Source organism: Candidatus Thorarchaeota archaeon, from assembly GCA_013388835.1.
Taxonomy (GTDB): domain Archaea; phylum Asgardarchaeota; class Thorarchaeia; order Thorarchaeales; family Thorarchaeaceae; genus JACAEL01.
The window spans coordinates 1-19,787 of the sequence record JACAEL010000017.1 but is presented as its reverse complement, the minus strand read 5'-3'; the positions used below and the strand labels follow the sequence as shown (position 1 = coordinate 19,787).

The 19,787-nt window shown below is 56.1% G+C and carries 14 protein-coding genes; 7 read left to right on the top strand and 7 right to left on the bottom strand.

Going from position 1 to position 19,787, the window contains the following annotated elements; translation table 11 throughout:
* Nucleotides 1-33: 33 nt before the first annotated feature.
* On the top strand, nucleotides 34-1,299 hold the full coding sequence (locus tag HXY34_03475; protein ID NWF95180.1) for a DUF2088 domain-containing protein: 1,266 nt from the start codon (nucleotides 34-36) through the stop codon (nucleotides 1,297-1,299).
* Here HXY34_03475 and HXY34_03470 read toward each other — a convergent pair.
* The 4 genes from HXY34_03470 to HXY34_03455 form a co-directional block, all read right to left on the bottom strand.
* Nucleotides 1,282-1,638, bottom strand: a complete 357-nt coding sequence (locus HXY34_03470) for a hypothetical protein (protein ID NWF95179.1) — start codon at nucleotides 1,636-1,638, stop codon at nucleotides 1,282-1,284. The genes HXY34_03475 and HXY34_03470 overlap by 18 nt on opposite strands.
* A 45-nt stretch (nucleotides 1,639-1,683) precedes the next feature.
* Nucleotides 1,684-7,323: a hypothetical protein gene (locus tag HXY34_03465; GenBank protein ID NWF95178.1), complete on the bottom strand. Its 5,640-nt coding sequence runs from the start codon at nucleotides 7,321-7,323 to the stop codon at nucleotides 1,684-1,686.
* A gap of 396 nt (nucleotides 7,324-7,719) precedes the next feature.
* On the bottom strand, nucleotides 7,720-8,232 hold the full coding sequence (locus HXY34_03460; GenBank protein NWF95177.1) for a DUF2299 family protein: 513 nt from the start codon (nucleotides 8,230-8,232) through the stop codon (nucleotides 7,720-7,722).
* Between the two features lie 59 nt (nucleotides 8,233-8,291).
* The gene (locus HXY34_03455) at nucleotides 8,292-9,098 is read right to left on the bottom strand and encodes a hypothetical protein (GenBank protein NWF95176.1); all 807 of its coding nucleotides are present in this window, start codon (nucleotides 9,096-9,098) and stop codon (nucleotides 8,292-8,294) included.
* Between the two features lie 390 nt (nucleotides 9,099-9,488).
* Between HXY34_03455 and HXY34_03450 the strand changes: the two genes are divergently transcribed.
* Genes HXY34_03450 through HXY34_03440 form a run of 3 tightly spaced genes read left to right on the top strand, consistent with a single transcriptional unit; the run spans nucleotide 9,489 to nucleotide 11,844 of the window.
* Nucleotides 9,489-9,761: a 4Fe-4S binding protein gene (locus tag HXY34_03450; protein ID NWF95175.1), complete on the top strand. Its 273-nt coding sequence runs from the start codon at nucleotides 9,489-9,491 to the stop codon at nucleotides 9,759-9,761.
* The gene (porA, locus tag HXY34_03445; GenBank protein NWF95174.1) at nucleotides 9,758-10,933 is read left to right on the top strand and encodes a pyruvate ferredoxin oxidoreductase; all 1,176 of its coding nucleotides are present in this window, start codon (nucleotides 9,758-9,760) and stop codon (nucleotides 10,931-10,933) included. Before HXY34_03450 ends, porA begins: the two co-directional genes overlap by 4 nt.
* Before the next feature lie 14 nt (nucleotides 10,934-10,947).
* A complete protein-coding gene (locus tag HXY34_03440; GenBank protein NWF95173.1) occupies nucleotides 10,948-11,844 on the top strand; it encodes a pyruvate synthase subunit beta in 897 nt (298 codons plus the stop codon).
* Nucleotides 11,845-11,890: 46 nt separating this feature from the next.
* Here the strand turns inward: HXY34_03440 and HXY34_03435 are convergent, their stop codons facing one another.
* Nucleotides 11,891-13,642: a Zn-dependent exopeptidase M28 gene (locus HXY34_03435; GenBank protein ID NWF95172.1), complete on the bottom strand. Its 1,752-nt coding sequence runs from the start codon at nucleotides 13,640-13,642 to the stop codon at nucleotides 11,891-11,893.
* 222 nt (nucleotides 13,643-13,864) lie between these two features.
* Between HXY34_03435 and HXY34_03430 the strand changes: the two genes are divergently transcribed.
* The 3 genes from HXY34_03430 to HXY34_03420 all read left to right on the top strand — a co-directional run bounded on the left by HXY34_03430 (nucleotide 13,865) and on the right by HXY34_03420 (nucleotide 18,008).
* Nucleotides 13,865-15,142, top strand: coding sequence for a hypothetical protein (locus tag HXY34_03430; GenBank protein ID NWF95171.1), 1,278 nt, complete (start codon nucleotides 13,865-13,867; stop codon nucleotides 15,140-15,142).
* A gap of 52 nt (nucleotides 15,143-15,194) precedes the next feature.
* Nucleotides 15,195-15,626, top strand: coding sequence for a hypothetical protein (locus tag HXY34_03425; protein NWF95170.1), 432 nt, complete (start codon nucleotides 15,195-15,197; stop codon nucleotides 15,624-15,626).
* 96 nt (nucleotides 15,627-15,722) lie between these two features.
* On the top strand, nucleotides 15,723-18,008 hold the full coding sequence (locus HXY34_03420; GenBank protein NWF95169.1) for a hypothetical protein: 2,286 nt from the start codon (nucleotides 15,723-15,725) through the stop codon (nucleotides 18,006-18,008).
* Nucleotides 18,009-18,344: 336 nt separating this feature from the next.
* On the opposite strand, the gene HXY34_03415 is transcribed toward HXY34_03420, so the two are convergent.
* Both HXY34_03415 and HXY34_03410 read right to left on the bottom strand, forming a co-directional pair.
* On the bottom strand, nucleotides 18,345-18,914 hold the full coding sequence (locus HXY34_03415) for a UbiX family flavin prenyltransferase (GenBank protein ID NWF95168.1): 570 nt from the start codon (nucleotides 18,912-18,914) through the stop codon (nucleotides 18,345-18,347).
* Nucleotides 18,915-18,994: 80 nt separating this feature from the next.
* Nucleotides 18,995-19,787 (bottom strand): DUF2070 family protein (locus HXY34_03410; protein ID NWF95167.1); only part of this gene is annotated, 793 nt, incomplete at its 5' end.

Genomic DNA, 19,787 nt, shown 5'->3' with positions numbered 1-19,787 from the left:
GAGGGCCGTTCAGACAGCATGATGAATCGGAGAATGAGTCTAGACCCGAAGTACGGGGAGGGTTTCCTCAGACTTGACAAGGACAGATGCAGAAGTCTTGCTGAGATACTGCCCATGAGTGCTTCAGCCCTGCCGGAGGTCAAGATGGATGTATGGGCCTTGCTGGAGCAGCATTGGGGCATCTTTGGTGGTAGTGAGGCTGAGAAGCCAGACAAATCGGGATGCATTGTGCTTGACAATCCCGGATGGATTAGCGCAGGTGGCACGGTCTTGTCTGCAGTCCAGTCGTATCTTGTCTCAAGAGGGGTGCGGCCTCGAAACACCAACGTCGTCATCACGTCAACTCTGGACTCTGGACTGATGGTGGAACTGCCAAGGGCGCTGTCAGAGGAGATTGAGGAGCTAGGCTGTCATGTGAGTACGCATGTCCCTTCACGGTCGGAGGAGGTAGTGAGTATTGGCCAGACCGCCTCATATTCCACACCAGTTGAGCTAGACAGAACATATGTCGAGTCCGATGTCAGGATTGTGATTGCTTCAGCGAGGCCAAGTCTCATAACAGGGGTCTCTGCGGGTCCGGTGTCCATCCTCCCTGGGCTTGCTGCAGAGCGGAGTCGTATCAAGAACAGGCGGCTGGCACTCGGCAACATGGGGCTACTGAGTACAGACACGCCGTGTGCAAGGGACGCCGTCGAGTGCGCGATTATGGCCGGTCCGTGTCTCGCGGTGAACTCGATCCCAGACTGGACTGGAAACTGCACAAAGCTGATAGTTGGAAGTCCGGAGAGTGCATGGTGTGACGACTTGAACTCCTGCAGAGGGCTTGCTGAGGCATCCATTCCCCGTCTGTTCGACATTGCGGTTGTCAGTGCAGGCGGCACACCGAGGGACTTGACGCTCTATGACTCGGTGGATGCACTGGCGGCTGGAGTCGCCGCAACGCGACGAGACGGTGTCGTGGTACTGGTAACTGAGTGTTCACAGGGGTGCGGCCCGGACGGGTTTCTGAGAGGGGTGTCCGAAAACAGCTCCTCCTCCGAAGTGCTCCTCTCCTCCGAACTGAGGTATCTCGAGGGCATGGAGAAGGCTTGGTACTTCTGGCGAGTCCTCGAGTCGCGCAGAGTAGTCTTGTGTACGAGGCTGAGGGCGGGCATGGTGGTTGAACGACTTCACTCAGAACATGTGAAGGACCCTGACGAGGGTGTCGAGGTTGCTCTGACCATTGCCGGACAGGACTCTACAGTAGCAGTCATCCCAGACGGTGGCAGTACTGTGCCTGTGCTAGGCAGAGGAATGTGATGACTTGCGCTTCGCTGGCGCCTTCCTTGTCGAACCTGACTCTCTGTCGAAGAGTGCGTCTGTGGCGGTGAGCGCATCGCTGACCTCCTGCCGGGTGAAGTCTTGAAGGTGCCCTGCCTTTGCTATGCGAATTGTGACCAGCGCATTATTGTCTCTTGGTTCCATGGCCCACGACAACTCGTAGCCGGGTCGCTCATTGGCGAACTGGCGCAGCATCTCGAACCATGCTTCCTTGACGTCGTCAATCTCAACGAAGAGAAAGTCCATGAGCGGAGCTGTGATCTCGACGCACAGGATGCGTGATCCAATCATGTAGTAGTTCTCGACGGTCCACGACAATCCGATTGACTCCTGCGAGATTGCAAGTCGGTGGGCTCATAAGTCTTATTCAGGCCTGTTGCCCTTCTTCTTCTTCTTTGGTTCCTTCCTCAGCAAGTCCTCGACCTCACGCACAAACTCCTCAGCTGAGTCAACCGGCTTTGTCTGAGACTTGGGTCCAGCTGAATCCGCCTCTTTTGAAAGCAAGACCTCCACATCACGGAGAAATGCGTCCGCATCAGACGATGGCTTCTCCTCGACTTGCTTCTCCTCAGCTGGCTTTGCAGAAGCGGTTGTCTCCTCAGCTGGTCTCTCAGGGACTGGCTTCTCCGGCGCGGGCACTTCCTCAGCTGGTCTCTCAGGGGTGGGAGTCTCGATGTGATCAGTCTTTGATGCGCGGGTGCTGCGCTTGCCTCTGCCCTCCTTGCGGGTAGTCACGGCGTCTGGCGGGAGAGTCTCATGCGAGGCTTCTACGGGAGCGACTCCCTTGGCTGGTTCTGCAGCAGCGATTGGCTCGACCCGCCCAATCTCATCAGCCGTTGATTGAGAAGAGGACATCGGTTCCTTCGCCTCACCTGTTGTCTCTTCTTGGATTGTTGGAGCAATACCTGGCAGGCCGAGACCCTGTCGCTGCAGCACGGTCTGAACACTGATTGGCACGATTGCGCCAGACTCTTCAAGGCGAACCAGAATGTTGAGTAACTCCGCCTGAGTCCTCTGAAGTTGGTCGGAGAGAGGCTCAAGTACTCTTGAGAAGAGAAACTCTCCTCTTTCGTCAAGCATCTTTCCCACAGCCTCGAGAACCTTGCCTTCCAGGCCTTTGAGCTTTCCAACATGCCCGAACCTGTGCGGAAGATGCCACTTGTAGTTGAGTGTGGTATTGAGAGTTGAGACTATCCACTCAGGGTCGAAGCAGTCGATCAGTCCAGTCCAGTCATCAAGGTAGTTACCAAACTGACTCTCGAAGAGTTCCACGAAGAACTGGAGCCGCTCGCGCAATAGGGGGGACATCTCGCCCTCCAGGATGAGAATCCCGATGATGTGCTTTCCACTGTAGCTGTTCACGCGAAGCCCCTGATACTGAATCTCCTCGAGTGTTCCCTGCACGCCGTCGCCCTTGATCTCACCATAGACTGAGGTGACTGCAGAGATGAAGCCACTGATGAGGTCCGGTTGGATCCTCTGCTCTCCGAATGGGTAATAGAAGACGCAGGTGCCACGGTTAGCATATACGGCCATAAAGTGGCGAAGGGCTCCGAGGTCTTTGAACGCCTTCAGCTGCGCCTTCAGCTTTGCTAGTGCTGCAATCTTCTTCGGCTTGACTCTCCGGTTGTAGGCCATCTGAGCCACGACCGTGACAAAGACCGAGATGAGGGCCAACTGGATTACGGGATTTTGGAATAGGAGCAGAAGTGAGGGCTGCGAAAGCACGGTGACTGACTTGACGGCATAGACCGCCCACCATATGGAGTCCTGACCCGCGTAGTAGATTGTGATGTCCACACTGACCGCCTCAAAGGGCACTGTGTATGCCTGACTGCCGTATCCCTGTGCGTTGGTGGTTGCTGTGAGGACCGCAGAGACCTCGGTACCGTTTCTCAGATGGGCCAGAATCCAGAACTCGAGCACCGCCTGTGACACCGGGGTGTTGGTGTCGTTCTGACGGAGTTCAGCTCCGACGGTGACTGACTGACCCTGAACGGGAGCAAAGGTCACAAGTGTGATGTATACCCGCGTCTTTGCATAGACGACCAGAGAGGACACTGTGGAGTTGGTGCTGCAGCCCGGTGCTGAAGCCGAGAACTGGACCTGATACCCGGAGCCGGGTGTGATTGTCAGGTTGAGCGAGTGGCTGTACACACCACCTCCGATGTGGGTGAGCGTGTAGACCTGTGTGCCTATCGTCGCAGTCACTGTGGCGCCAGTGATGGCCACGCCATGGTCAAGGTCGGTGTACGTGGCGGCAAGCTCAATCAGCTCGTACTCATACTGCGAGTAGGACGCTGCTGCCACAAGGCTCGTACGGACCGCACGGACAAGGACCGTCTGGCTCAAGACAGATGTCGAGTAGTTCGTCCGGGTCAGTGTCACGCTAAATGCGTGCTGTGTGAGTGACAGCGACTGTGAGGAGAAGGTGACGTTGTAAGTCCCCACTCCGGTCTTCTCCCATGTGTGGGCGCCGTCCCAGACCATGCTCACACTGACCGCATCAATGGCCAGTCCGGTGTGGTTGTCTATGTACTGGAGTGAGATGACAATGGTCTGGTTCAGGTACATCGTTGCAGGGACCGGGATGCTGGTGGTGATGTGGGTCGGCACCGGCAGGACTGAGAATGAGACAGGCTCGTTGCCGTCCTCGTAGCCATAGACAGTGAACTGGACGCTCCCCATGGTGGTGCCGATGCCAAACAGCGTCGCCTGTGCTGTGAATGTGTACGTCCCGTTCCCATGGTTGGTGGTCGGATACACGCTGGAGTTCAGTGTGACTGTCACTGTCAGGCTCGTGAGTGGATTGGCGTCCACATCCTCGCAGTATATCCGGATGAGCAGGCCACCGTCATTGTACAGTGTCGCCCACTGCTGTCCGTCATGACCCGTGTAGATCAGACTGACTGTGGTCGTAGTGGGTGTGTCAATCACATCGAGTGACACATCGGTGGTGGAGTTGACATAGCCATACTGGAGCAGATAGACCCTGATGGGGTAGGAGCCGAGGCCGACACTACCACTGAGCATAAGTCGATAGAGACCGTGTGAGACATGGGTCATGGTGTAGTTGGCACCGTTGAAGCTCGCATTCACAAGCGCTCCGAGCAGTGCATTGCCCAGAGAGTCCCGTATCGTCACGTTGAGCTGAGTCTGATGCGTGTAGTATATGCTTGTGGAGACCCAGTTCGGGGTCAGTGTGCAGGTGTCCACAGTGACGGTGAGGACACGCTCGTCCCGTCCAGTGTCGTAGCCGGAACTGTTGGCAAGTACCGTCGCATTCCATGTTCCAAGCCCAACGACAGGTCCCAAGAGGGACAGGTGCCACAACTTGTCCCCTCCAAGCACAAGGTCATACACCCTGTTGCCATTCAGGTACAGCCGGACCGTGGCCCCCGGCACTGGTTCCGATGCGTAGGTGTAACAGACTGTGATGTTGAGCGTCTCCGCATAGGTCATTGAGGGGCCGGAGGGCTCCCACACCACCCAGAACATGTTGGGACTTGGCTTCACAGTGATGCCGACCGTGGTGTTCGTGGCGTGGTCGTAGCCGTGTCGCCACGCGCTGATGTCCGCCGTGAATGTGCCGGGTCCAAGGTCACCACCCGGTATGGTGGCCACCCAGACCGTGCCCGTGTAGGTGAGAACGTAGAAGTGCGTGCCAATCGTCACATTGACCTGAGCACCCGAGCTCGGGACATCGCCACCTGAGTACGTGTAGTCCACGGTCAGGTTGAGCGACTCGGTGTAGTAGATGGTCACGTTCGCTGGCTGCCATGAGACCGTCATGCCTGTGGGGGCGGTGTTGATCGTCAGAGAGGTGGCGGCTGTCCGTGCCTGATACCCCGCTTTCCACGCGTTGATGGTCAGAGCGTGAGCACCAAGACCGGGCGGGTCCATGTCACCGTCGAACGTGAAGTTGTAGGTCCCGCTTGAGACCGACCATGCGAGCGTCCAGTAGGTGGTGCCGTCGGTCACATTGACCACTGCATCGGGCACAGGCGTGCCGTTCAGAGACCTGTAGGCGACCACCAGTCGGGTGCTGTCCACATATGTGACTGTGTTGCCGTTCGACCAGCTCACTGCCAGCGACTGCGTGTCATAAGTGAGCTGTACATCAATATCAGTCGTCTGATTCTGCAGGGCGTAACCTGATGCATACACTGAGACCGTGTATGCTCCTGAGGTCTTGCCCGCTGTCGAGACCGTGGCGGTCCATGTGCCGTTCGACAGGTCGGTCATCGCTGTGTTGGGTCCTCCGTCGAACGAGTACACCACGGCAGCTGCAGGCGCCGTCAGGCCCTGTGGAGTGAAGGTGTCATTGTAGTAGACTCGAATGTCAAAGGTGCTGTCGGTGTGGGCTGCAATGGCGCTCTGTGTGGCGGTCAGTGTCGTCGGATAGTAGACCACCACGTCCCGCGTACGATACCCTGCCTCTGTGCCGTTCGCCCAGAACACCTCTATCCGATAGAGACCGTTCTGTGTGACGCCCCATGAGGTTGGGACCCAAGAGTAGGCCCGAGTGCCATCGGCCTCGCTCTCATTTGCCGGGTTGGACACCACTGAGCCACCCCTCCAGACAGTGAGGTTCGAACTCCCGGTGGTCACAGGGACGGACATGGCGTCTCTGAAGTGTGTCGTCGTGCCAAGAGCTCCGGTCATCACCACGGAGGCGGCTGAGTCTATGGCCGTGACATAGTTGTGGGCGGAGTAGGCCATTGTCCAGGTGCCATTGCCCATGGTTGCACAGACTACCGTCTTTCCGTACAGCGTGTACTCGTCATGGTCAGTCGTGGAGGTCCCCAGATAGAGGCCGGTGGGCGTCCAGTCGGTCATCCGCGTCAGGTTGACGAACCGAGAGACCGTCCCTGTGGGAATCGAGGGGTAGCTGAGCGTGAGAGTCTGGTTCCATGTCACCGCCTGACCGGACGTCGGGACGTCCCAGAGCGTGTTCGTTGTGACAGACCTGGAGTACCACAGGGTCATGCTGTGACCGACCGTGACGGACAGGTTCGAGTCGAACCGCAACAGTGTGATGTTGTTCGATGCACTGGTGAACGACCATGTGGACCCCGACAGCGGTGTGGAGTTGCCTCGCAGCGCAGTCCTCTGCGGGTCGGAGAAGGTCAGTGCTGACCCAGACGTCGTGTTCCATGGAGTGTAGACGTAGCGCAGATACGCCTCGTAGCCATTCAGTGGGCCTCTCCACCCCGGGGGTGGTGATGTGTCGTATCGGTATGTGTCGAATGAGCCTGTTGAGGGCTCCGCCCGCCACCGAATCGTCGGGTAATAGTCAGACACCTCGACGAGTGCGGAGCCGTCAATCACGGTGAAGTACTGTGTGTTGGCCGAGAGAGTCACGCTCTGAGTGACTGAGACCGTGACCCACCTGGATGTGCCCCCGTTGTCGTCTATGGCCACTGGAACGGTCATGTTGGTGGCAGAGGGCGCAGACCGGACCACAAAGTAGGCGGTGCCATACGTGCTGGGGTCGTATATGGGAGAGTCATAGTACAGCGAGTAGTTGGCCAGTCGCCCATCATGCGGCCTGTTGTAGAAGCCCTGCGCCAACTGGCTGTAGTAGGTGTCGGTATCATACTTGCGTATTGCGAAGTTGGTACTATTGTCCGGCGATGGCACACCGACGACAGCTCTCTCAGGGAGTGCGGTGAGCGACTGAAGGCTCATGTCGACCCTGTACAGTGTCCACCCGGGTATCAGGTGGGTGGAGAGGTCAAGCGTCCCGTTGTGTGCAGCGGGTGTGGCGTAGGTGTTCAGGATGGCAAGCTGCTGCCCGGTCAGTGTGCGGGACATATAAGCGACGCCGGCCATGTCTGCGCCGGACGCACCGGCCTGTGAGAGGAGTGTGACAGGCCCCTCATACGGGTCGAGTGTGGGGGTGGAGGATGCGGTGATGCCGTCAGTGGGGAGTGCAACGGGTGTGACAGGCATTGACACGAGCGCTGCCACAAATACCAGTACGACAACAAGCCTCTTCACTCAGACGCTCCCTCCTCAGACGCGAACAGCATGACGCGAATCTGACCTTGTGGCGTCCACCGTTGGGCGGGCAGCGTCAAGGAGCCTCTTGGGCACTGAGCGCCTGCTTCCCAAATGCGGTTGGCATGAAGACTCACTGTCGTGTCAATCCTTATTGTCAGCGTATGTGGGGCATGAGTGTTCATAGTCCGTCATGACCTCGGGCAGTGCACCAGTCGTCAGGAAACCAAGCACCAATGCTGGTTATATGTATGTCACCTGCGAGAGCGATGTTCGACTGGTCCTCCGGAAACTGGAGATATGAAGGTTTCTTATGGAGAGGGCTGTTCGATTAATCGTCGGCTTTCAGGTACAGTCTGCACGCAGGCGGGCAGTATTGGGAAACAGAGTCTGTGCTCAGGTATAGTAGGACGGCCCGCTCTCCGGCTCTTCGTGAGGCTTCTGAGTCGTCTGCCCCGTCACGTCGTTGAGGATATGAATCACCATGTCGACGGCATCATGCACACGGCGTATTGTGCGCCAGAGGTTGTGTTCGCCGAAGGCATCGTCATAGAGTCTCTCAGAGACGACGAAGCCCGGTCCGGGTGGTTGAGGTCCGGGCTGTCCGGGTCGTGGTTCGACGAAGCCAAGCAGCACGTCCTGAGAGAAGCTGAACTTCATGGCACTGATCTGGAACTGGCGCATCTTCTCAACAGTCAGCAGTTTCAGGTGTTGAGGGGATATGAGGACCTGACTCTCAATCTGAATATACCTCTGGTCATTGGGACGGACCACGGTGAAGAAGAAACGCATGAACTTGACCTTGAACAAGAACTCAGCCCGCGGGTTGGATATGCTCTCCACCTTGATGCCTTCTCTGGAGAACCAGTCCCTGACGGCGTCCTTTATCTCCTCAGCAGTCCTAGTCATTTTGCCTGGCTCCATTCTCCGTTGCTGTGGGCTCCACTTAACGGTTGTGTTCACTGTCGTTACTCATAGTACCACTGGACTTGGTCGTAGCTCTTACCGGACCTGTCCGCGAGACAGGTTATCTGGCGTCGAACATAGTCTATCGCGGTTGTGTCACCAGTCGCACTGAGTACTCGCTCCTCCGAGTTTGGGCGCGAGAGAACCACACCCCAGGGGTCCACCATCTGGCTGTGACCGAAGTAGGTCTTGCCATCGAAGCCGTAACCTATCCTGTTGCAAGCCGCGACATACAGCTGGTTCTCAATGGCACGCGCTGCGAGGAGTGTGTTCCAGTGAGCGGACCTGGGGTCGGGAAAGGCTGCCGGAATGAGGACGAGCTGTACTCCCTCAAGAGCCATCCTCCGTGTCACCTCTGGAAAGCGTATGTCATAGCAGATCTGTACGCCCACCTTCAGTCCCCTCGCCTCGAAGGCGACAATCCGGTCCCCTCCAAGGAACACATGACGCTCTTCTTGAAAGGGATGTATCTTACGGTACACTGCGACCGTCCTGCCTGAGGGTGAACCGACTACGAGTGTATTGTAGTACTTGCTATTGCCGGCTTGCTCTATCCCTGTCGCCGCAACATACGCTCCGGTTTCAGCTGCGAGGGACTCCATGAACTCCGATGTGGGACCTGGTACGCCCGCTTCACAGTCCTTGTAGTCGGAGTGGCGGAACCCGATGTCGAACAGCTCCGGTAGAATGATGAACTCCCGTTCGGACACCGGTCTGTATCCATCCAGCAACCATCTTGCCCTGGCTCTGTTCTCATGAGGGTCACTCTCATTGCACGGCATCTGTACCATGGTTACTCTGAAGTCCATATGCTCACTACAGGACCCCAAAATGGCGTCTACACTTAAGTGTTGACTGGGGACGGAATAGGTGAGTCATGCGACAGACATGTGTTAATGTGCATGGTGCGACTGGAGCGGTCACTCCTCGAATGTCTGGTCTCGCTTGTGAACTGGTCGAGAATGGTCGTGTTGAAGTTTGACGATTGTTCAGCTGGTATGGTTGTGGAGCTATGCCGCCCTGAGCTACACTGCACTTCGATTCGACTGACGACTTGTGTCAGCGCGAACGATGTCACAGTCGCCTCGGTCTGAACACAACACTTAAGTCATTTACAGCCGGAGCCGCTCTTGTCAAGGTTCACGAGGTCAATTCTCTTGGTCAACGAGGTAAACACCGAACCAAAGAGCAGGGCCGACATGCCGAAGACTTCCTATTCGCTACCTGTGATTGGGTCCACAGGAAAGACAGGGAGTTGGCGGACGTTCGACCCCATAATAGACCATGAGAACTGCAGCAAGTGCCGCACCTGCTGGCTGCACTGTCCCGAAGCGACAATCTCTGTGGATGAGGACGGGACCCCCCACATTGATCTTGACTACTGCAAGGGCTGTGGGATATGTGCTCAGGTCTGCCCCAGAAAGTGTATCGAGATGGTCAGAACAGGTGTGGGTGAGGAGGCAGACACATGAAGACAGAACTGATGAGCGCCAACTATGCTGCTGCCAGAGCGGTAGTGTCCGCAAGAGTGGAAGTGGTGGCTGCATACCCCATCACACCTGCAACGACTGTCCCTGAGCAAGTGGCATATCTGAATGAAGAGGGAATCTACAAGGGCCAGTTCATCAGAGTGGAGTCTGAGCACTCGGCGATGTTCGCCTGCATTGGCGCGAGCTCGACTGGGGCACGGGCATTCACTGCGACTTCCTCCAACGGTCTGCTCTACATGGACGAAGCACTCCACTGGGCGGCGGCGGCACGGCTCCCCATCGTACTCGCGAACATCAACAGGTCTGTGAGTCCCAGCTGGAACATCCATGTGACCCATGACGACTCAATGTCAAAGAGGGACACAGGCTGGATTCAATTCTACGTCGCGAGTGTTGACGAGCTCTATCACACCATAATCCAGAGTTTCAGGCTTGCAGAGGATCCACGAGTGCTGATGCCCGTGATGGTCAACGCGGACGGATTTGTGTTGAGCCACACGGTCTCCTCCTACGACTACCTCGAACCCGAGGAGGTGGACAAGTTCCTGCCGCCGTACAAGCCACCTCATTGGGTGATGGACCCTGCCAATCCGGTCTCTCACGGCAACATCGTGTTTCCCGAGTACTATCAGGAGTTTCGCTATCAGATGCACGAGGGGGCCCTTGCGGCGCAGGCGGTCTATGAAGAGCTCGAAGAGGAATACAGGAAGCTCTTCGGCAAGCACTTCGGAGGCCCAATTGACTGTTACAAATGCGAGGATGCCGAAGTGATCTTCACCTCCCAGGGAACCATCGGGGCGGAGGCGAAGGACGCAATCGACCAGCTTCGTGAAGAGGGCTACAGGGTCGGAAATGCGAGAATTCGGATGTACAGGCCATTCCCCATCAGGAGAATCCGAGAACTGGGTGGAAGAGTCAAGGCATTTGCAAGCTTCGACCGTAGCGTGTCTTATGGTTTTGGTGGGCCAGTGGTGAACGATATCCGGGCAGCGCTCTACCCAATGAAACACCGTCCGCTCGTAAAGAGCTATATTGGTGGTCTGGGAGGGCGCGATGTCACTGTGGCTGACATCAAGGAGATCATAATGGACACATGGAACGCCATGGAAAAGGGTGAGCTTGGTCGCGAAGAGACCTGGCACGACTTGTGGTGATTGCAATGGTTTCCATAAAGGAGATGCCTCTCGAGGAATATGTGCTGAAGGGCAATGCCGCGTGTGCCGGCTGCCAGGACATGGTCGCTCTTCGACACGCGCACAAAGCTCTGGAAGGAGATGTCATACAGGTCGTCCCTGCCTGCTGCACCAGTGTTGTGCAGTCCCTGTGGCCCAAGACAGGGCTTGCGGTGCCTGTCCTCAACACAGGCTTCGCTGCAGCGGCAGCCACTGCGAGCGGCGTGCGAGCGGCCCTTGCGGCAAAGGGGAACGACCACACCACCGTGATGGTGTGGGCCGGTGATGGCGGGACATTCGACATAGGGATTCAGGCACTCAGTGGTGCATTTGAGCGGCGGACGGACTTTCTTTACGTGTGTTACAACAACCAGGTCTACTCCAACACCGGTACACAGCGCTCTGGAGCCACACCCCTGCACGCCCAGACATCAACGACCTGGCATGGCAAGACCGAACCTGAGAAGCTACTGGACCTTGTCGTTGCTGCTCACGAGCCAGCATATCAGGCGACCGCCAACGCTGCGTATCCAAGAGACCTCTACGAGAAGTTTCAGAGAGCACGGGGAATACGCGGACCGAAGTTCATTCACATATTCCTGCCCTGTCCTCAAGCGTGGAACTACCCTGTTGAGAAGGGCGTCGAGATTGGCAAGTTGGCTGTCGAGACCGGCTACTGGATAATGTGGGAGCGCATTGGAGAGGAGTTCAAGCTGGACCCTGTTAGTGAGAGATATCGCGACCCTGCAAAGAGAAAGCCCATCGACGAGTTCCTCAAGCTTCAGGGCCGATTCGCGCATCTCTTCAAGCCCACACGAGATGACAAGAAACTGGCTGAGCTAGAGGCCTTCGTGCAGCACCGGTGGGACCTCGTCATGAGGACCTTCACATAGTGTGCAGCTGTACACTCGGATGCTGCCAGCGTTCGAGCGGGCCCTGTCACGGTCTCCTCCGCATCACTACAATTCCAATCGATATCACGCATGCAGCTCCGATGACTCCGCCAAGCAAGATGGACGCGGGGCCGGGGAGCATGAGGAAGTACAGGTCGTATGAGTGTGGGTCAGACCCCCGCAGATACTCCTGAAGGTTTGTGATGGAGTCCCCGTCAGGATCCCGATCCGCATCGCCTGTCCGCGGGTCAAGGCTGTGCTCGATCTCCCACAGGTCGGGCATGAGGTCCGAGTCGGTATCACTTGACTGAGGGTTCGTCTGGTTCAGGTACTCGTAGAAGTTCGTGATGCCATCACCATCCGGGTCAAGATCACCGTCCGCCACCAGCGGGTCGAGTCCATTGAAGTACTCGTAACCATCTGGCATCCTGTCGTTATCTGAGTCGGTCTTGTACGGGTCGGTGCCAATCTCCTTCTCGAGGAGATTATTCAGCCCATCTGAGTCGCTGTCCCGCGTCACGAAGAAGGAGTCCATCCAGTACTCGCTGCTGTCGATAATGTTGTTGCCATTCAGATCTGACTCATACTCGACTGTCATTTCAAATGTCACCGGTTCGCCCCCATGATTCTTGACAGTCACTCTGTGGAGTCCGTTCCACTCGGTCTGAGCAGTCAAGACCTGAGTCCAGTCGGATGATTGTGTGAATGATGATGAGTTGAGCGAAGTATACTCGGCACCGACACTGAAGTCAAGTCCACCACCGGCCCATGTCGCATTGACCTCTACCTCGGTCGTGATTGAGTTGACGAAGAGAAACTTCTCCTCCGCTCCCGGGTTGAGTGTGCCACTGAATCTCAAGCTGGTCGGTTTGTCATAGGCGCCTGACATTGTGAATGCGATGGCAGCTCCAATTGCAGCTGTCGTGTCCGTGCCAAGGCTGTAGTTATAGAGTGGATTGTCCCAAGTGTCGGCAGGTCTGTGGTAGGCGTTGTCACGACTGAAGCCCGACTCGAACATGAAGAGTGCGTTCTTGAAACCCTGTTGAACAAAGGAATACTGGTCGGAGTGGTACCAGAGCGAGTCCATTCCCGAGGAGCGCGGGCACACCAAGTCCATACCATAGTTATGACTCATCATTCGAATCAGGTCTACAAACAGCCTGCTCTCATGAAACCTGGCTGCACTATTGTAGATTCCCCAGACACGTTGGTCACTCGGCTTTGTAGTGTCTTCAACAAGAAGCATATCGATGTTGAAGTACTGGAGAATGTTGATGTGCCGTTGGGAGAGTATCCTAGCCACTTCCTCTGACCCAAGGAGGCCGATCTCTTCGGAGTTCCACGCGCCGAAGTATATGTCCAATGGCCACTCGTATGCGGATAGGACTCGTGCGAGTTCAATCACTGCTGCGACGCCCGAAGCATCATCGTTGGCACCCGGCGCATTCTGGACGCTGTCATAGTGGCCACCAATGACAAACACGGGTGCGGAGCGGTTACTTGACCAGCCGGGGAGTCTCCCGAGCACCGATCTGTGTTCGCCAAGCATCTCCACCTCGATCCTGCCTCCGGAGATCTCTTCGAGTGTGTTTGCAATCCAACTGCCGGCGTACACATTCGCGTCGCTCAAGATTACCGATTGCCCCTCAAGTCTAGTCCATCTCGAGCCGTTCTCAGTGAGCTTCTTGACGTGTCCAAGATAGGACTCCTCGTTTACACTCTCAAACACGTTCAGTGAGAAGTCAGACCCGTAGACCTGTTGGATGCTCGATGCGACACGCGGGCCTGTAGACATCATGCAAGTGCTCTGGATAGGGGCTGTTGCAGGTAGTGGAAGAAGAGCTGCAATCACGAGCAGTGGAATGACGAGGAGTCTCATGTGCTGCGAATTGAGTGATTCGCTGAAGAACCTTATTGACTGCGTAGTGCAGAGGCACAATGTCACGGTGCACCCAAGGAGTAATATGCAAGACATGTTCAAGAAGGAGACCCCACTACTATGACCGAGGTGTTGTGACAGTTGCCGCTTAGCGAAACCGAGAAGGTCGTGGAAATAAGAGACCCTCTCCACGGTTATGTTGGACTTACGAAGCTTGAGTCCCAGCTCTTGAGTCTGCGGCTGTGTCAGCGCTCTCGAACAATACGCGTCCCTGCAGGTGTGTTCTTGGTGTATCCTGGAGCCGAGGCATCCCTGATGAGTCACATGTTGGGCTATATGCACATGGTGACGATCTTCCTCGACAGCCTCGGGAGTGAACACGAGGATGTTCTTCGAGGACGCCTGACCGCGATGCTTCTGACTCTTGCCAGAGGTCCCTGGTCGAACGTCATGGACGAGTACCTGTCTACTCGCGGCCACGACATGAGAAGAAGAGCGGAAGAGGTGGTCAGGAGGTCTGCGGCAACAGACATGCTGCAGGCCAGTGAGTTCTCCCTTGACGAGATTGTAGACTGCATTCAGAAGGGAGTGCCTCTGGACGGTACCAGGGTTGACATTCACACCGTGCCGGTGAACCCTCGCCTGGTAGACATGCTGATGCGCGATGCGTATTTCAGTGGAGTCCAGTATGCCCAGCTCGAGTACAGACGACTCTTCAATTCGATGCGCCCGATGAAGAACCAAATTGGCATCGAAAGAAGCTCCCTCTTCACGCTTGAATCGTACATCTCTGCCGGCGCGAACATGTTCGAGGCCGTGTACTACCACAGAGCAGTCAGAGCAGCTGAGCTCATGCTGCTGAGAGTGCTCGACAGCGCGGGCAGGCTCTTGTTCAGGAACCCTGGTGATGGCCCCATTGACTTCTTTGAGTGTGACGACATCACGTTTCAGGACCATCTGTGCAGGGTCTCGGAGGGCGACCCGGAAGAGATGAAGACGGCGAGCAAGATATACAATGCATTCCGACGAAGGTATCTACTGAAGGAGGCAAGCAGCCGCGCCATCTCTGACCCCGAATTCATCGAGCGACTGAGCCGATTGGACGGAGCGTACTCATTCGAGAGAGAAGTGGCAGAAGCTGTTGGCATCGAGCCTTCACTTGTATATGTGGACTTTCCCAACCGGGATTCGGTCAGCTTCTACCCATGCAGACTCGCTATCGATCAGATAGTCCTCTTCGAGCGCGGTTCAAGGGGTTATGAGACATGGCGTTTCGATGAGTTGAGTGTGGTGGCCAGAAGCCTGAAGCAGCGAACAATGACAATCAGAGTGTATACAACTCGTGGCTACAGGCAGAAGGTCAAGAAGGAGGCTGACTCAATCCTCGAGTCTGTGGACCCCGCAGGATCGCTGGTCTGAAGGCGCAGAAGACAGATATGGCAGGTCGACTGTCTGTGCGTGGGATGACACTGTGACATCAGAGAAGAAGTTCACCGGTACTGTCAGAGAAGACCCGAACTTTCTTTGGATTCTTGCAGGCGCAGCAGTCTGGTTGATAGGCTACTACACGATACTGATAGGACCGTTGCTTGTCGCTGCTGGCTTTGCTCTCACCTGCTACATGTCGGCAGTGGGGTCCGCAAGGCGGCCAGTAGATAGCGGATGGAGTGGTCTAGCAGTGGGCGTGCTCCTCGTGGCAATTGGTGTGTATGTCGCACCTCTCTGGTGGCTTGCGCCATTCTTCAATGTGGCTGGAGGGACGATGACAGTGTTCTATGCGTCCGCTCTGGGCCTCCAGAAGGGGGTCAAAGGGTTTGAGGAGATGGCCCGAAAGGCATCTGATAGAGTTGCGGGGGACAGGAAGACAGCCCGGACTGGCCTGGGGAGTGACGAGCCGCAGTGATGCCTGAAGACTGCCAATGCCTCCCAAAAACCATCTTAAGACAAGTCATCCCAGTCAAGTATGAGTTAACGACAACTCGACGAGTAGGTGCTAGGATTGTTCGTCTGCACAAGATGTGGAGAAGCGCTCAACATCAGAGATGCTGAGCTAAAAGACAAGATCCTGACGATGCAGGTGCAGTGCGCCAACGGCCACAAGTCCGTGAGACGGTTGGCTCAACATCAGGCTGAGGAAATGGCCAGTGAAGTCTTTTCCCGGCTCTTCATATGCATAGACTGTGGGGCCGCGATGAACCTCCTCAGGATTGAAACTACTGGTGTGCGCACAGAAGGGCTCTTTCTCTGCCCGCGTCATGGTACAGTCCGGAAGGAGTTTCCGAGAGAGTTCACTGGCGTGATCAACCTGCAAGCCGCCGACACAGAAGAGGCCTCAAGGTCAATAGTTGAGTCGTTTGTGTGTCCCCAGTGCAAGCAGACCTTTGCCATCAGCGAGATAGCGGCCCGAGGTGACTTCTACCAGTTGACGGTCAGATGTGCTAATGGCCACAGAGAGACCAACTACATCCCAACCGTGCTCGACGAGGGTTTGATGAAGAGAATCCTGCAGAGAGTTGTACACTGTGACAGGTGTCTGCTCCCCGGGAAGATTGTGGCCTCGGAAACGCGTGGCAAGTACGAACGAGTACATGCTGCTTGTCCGGCTCACGGTGTTGTCAAGAAAGACATACCCGTGGAACTCTCGGAACCACTGAGAGTTGCTGTTTCTGAGATAACCGAGGATTCAGTCGTCAAGGCCATGCTCTACTCTAGAGAGTGTAGACAACCCCTAGCGGTCACGCAGATTGATGTGGACCGGACAGGGTATCGACTTCGGTGTGTCTGTCCAGCTAGCACTCATGTCACGATGCGCATTCTCCCGCTGGAGTGGAGCGAACCGGTGAGACTACACATAACTCATGCAGTCCTAACATGTGAGTCCTGCGGGCTCTTGACACACATCCTTGACGCGAAGAGGAAGAAGGACATGACTGAGTTCAGAGTTGTCTGTCCCCTACACGGCGTCCTGAACAGACTGGTCCCCTCTGATGTCTACGGTTACATACTCGAACAGGTACCAAAGATTGACCATGTGCCATCCATGATACGGAGTTTCAGCTGCGCGAAGTGCCGCATGCCACTTACACTGAGAGACGTCGAAGACCGCAGAGGTCTGATAGAATTCGACATGGAGTGCCAGAATGGTCACCGGGGAAAGAGATTCTTCGTGCCGGGCATACCCAAGGAAAAGCTTGTCGGACTGTACAAGAACCTCTATCACTGTCCTGAGTGCTATGGCCCAATGGACTTGGTGTATGCCAGTCCTGCCGGAAGAGAGTCCCGGGTCGTACTCCTGTGCTCCGTGCACGGGAAGGTAGTGTTGAACATTCCTCCTGACCATGCAGAGGCCATGCAACAGGCCTATGAGGAGATTCAGAAAGACCGCACGAAACCTCCCGTTGAGGTCTCTGAGGAAGAGGAACCCATTGAGATTGAACCCTCGGCTGCCGAGGAGGGAGATGCAGAGGAGGGCGTGCATGTATACAGAGGCTGCGAGATTGTTGGTGGCAAGTTCGACTTCAAGGTCAAGGTCGCCAATCAGAGCCCATATGTGATCACGAATGTGACAGTGAGCATAGTTGCCTATCCGCAAGACTGTATGGAGCTGGCAGGCGAGACCGTCAAGACCATGTCACGCATCGAGGTGGGTGGATTCCGCAGCCCACAGTTCACGCTGTATCCCACGAAGGACTGCGTGCAGGGAAAGATTGTTGCAACAGTATCGTTCATCGACTTCAGAGACCAGCTACACACGATACAGGTGGAGCCACTGCTCATACGCTCTGTGTGTGACCTGCTGAAGCCCACTCCCAAGACCACAAAGGACTTCGACCTGTTGCTCTCTAGCCTCGAAAAGACCGGTCAGGAGCAGACCTTGGAATGGAATGCTAGAGTACTGTTCACGAAGGCAGAGATGATTCTTCCCACCAAGAACTTCCACCTGGTCGATGCTGAAGAGAGGACCGTGGGCGAGGAGTTCATCGGCACTCTGAGAGGGTTCGCCGAGGGCAAGTACACAGGCAAGAAGGTAGCAGTCATAATCCTGATTGCTGGTCCGATCAATGGAAGACACTCTGTGGTGAAGGTAGAGGCATTGGGTGAGGACGTGGCCATGCTTCCAACTACTATCGATGAGCTTGCAGACACAATGGACTCGTGGATCTGCCTGCGCTGCGGTGGCCCTCTTGAACCAGAACAGGTCGAGGAGCTTGGCAAGAGACTGCCAATCAGGTGTCAGTACTGCTCTCACACACTCACTCTATCACTGTATCTGGAACAGGGTTAGGTCACTTCAAGGCCTGTGACCACTGCCCATGGGCACGCCGCTCGGGCTGCCGAACCGTCATGTGTCCTCGGCCGCAAGCAGTCATGGTATGCGGCCGTCTGCCGCCAGTCATACTGAGCGTCATGCAGGGGCGTTGACACTTCAGGCAAGCGACAACGAGACCATTCAGCCAGTTCAGTTTAGGTGTCGAGTTGGCCCGCAGTTCCATTGTTGTGTTGGGTATGGGAGCACCACATGGGACTGGTCTCATTGTCCAGTTCCAGGAGAACTGCTACGACTGGCAGGCAGAAGCCGCTCTGTGTGATGCTTGGGACATGAGCGTCCTGCGGGTGCGTTCTACTCTTCCGGCGTCCACTCAAGCTCCGTATTCTGAGTGACTCCAAGATGGACCAGCATTCTGTCAACGAGACCATCAACCAAATCGTCAACGGTCTTGGGGCGGCTCCAGAACGGCGGACTGGCAGGTAGTATGATAGCTCCAGCACGCGACGCGAGCAGCATGTTGCGCAGATGGACAATGCTGTACGGGGACTCTCTTGGGACCAAGACAAGTCGTCGTCGCTCCTTCAGACAGCAGTCTGCCGCTCTCGAGATCAGGTTGTCAGCGAGTCCGTGAGCGACTGAGGCGAGTGTCTTCATGGAGCAGGGCACGATAGCCATCGAGTCGAGTCTAAAGCTACCGCTGGCCGGACCGGCAGACAGGTCATTCTCATCGTAGACCGCATCTGCCTCTCTGGTTAGAACTGCTGGTTCTGTGTCTGCTTCCCGTGCCAGAGTGACAGCTCCCCATCTGCTCACGATGATATGGACCTCATGACCTAACCGTTTCAATGACCGGAGTAGTCGAACGCCATAGATTGCACCGCTGGCTCCAGTGATGCAGACCAAGACTCTCTTGCTTGCCATCGTCATCACGCACATGTGCAATCTCTAGCACCGGCGGTGTCCTAATGTGGCTTTTGAAGTGGCTGCTTACATGCTCCGGCTCAGAACAGCAGCATAGTCACCAGCGACAGTATGTAGCAGATGAGAGCGGTGCGAAGCCCTGTTCGTTTCGCAATGCCTGCCGCCTCCACAATGTCACCGGTCAGGGTGTCAAACCCCTTCTCTCCAAATGTACGAATTCCTCGTACGGCTCCAAAGCCGAGTCCCAGACTCACCTCACCAAGCTTGCTGCGTGCACACCCGACCGCCTCAGCAATGGCTTGGAGGACCTCCTGTTTCTTTGCTTTGCCCACCGGAGGATACCCTCGGCTAGACAGCGAGATTGCATTCACAACATGCGTGTCAGTGGTAAGCAGTTCGGCTGAGTCGACCCCTTGCCTTCTCAGCATCGAGACCATCTCTTCTCGGAAGCCGGGCTCTGCATTATTACCATCCACGGACACAAAGGCCGTCGTATTGTTGGCCTGTTTCAGTACAAGAGCGGTTATGCCACCCGGTCCTAGACCGTCCTTCTTCGTCACACCCTCAGGAACGATCTGGCACACTCCTGCCTCGATTGATGTCTGAGGCATATCCACTGTCCTCGCCGCAGCCTCAGATATGCTGTCAGCAAACATTGCCGCCTCAGGGTCTCCGGACATGACCGAGACGGCATCATCGCTGATGGAGTTGTGTGCATCCACAATGGCCACTTGTCCCAGCGAGGGTACCCTTCTGCGGGTCTGGTCAGCCGCTTGAACTCCAACCTCAAGGGCTATGTCATCGGTGAAATCAGGAGCGGATGTCGTGACCGCAAGCATGTCGTGTCCTGCAAAGAGAGTCCATGTCTTGAAC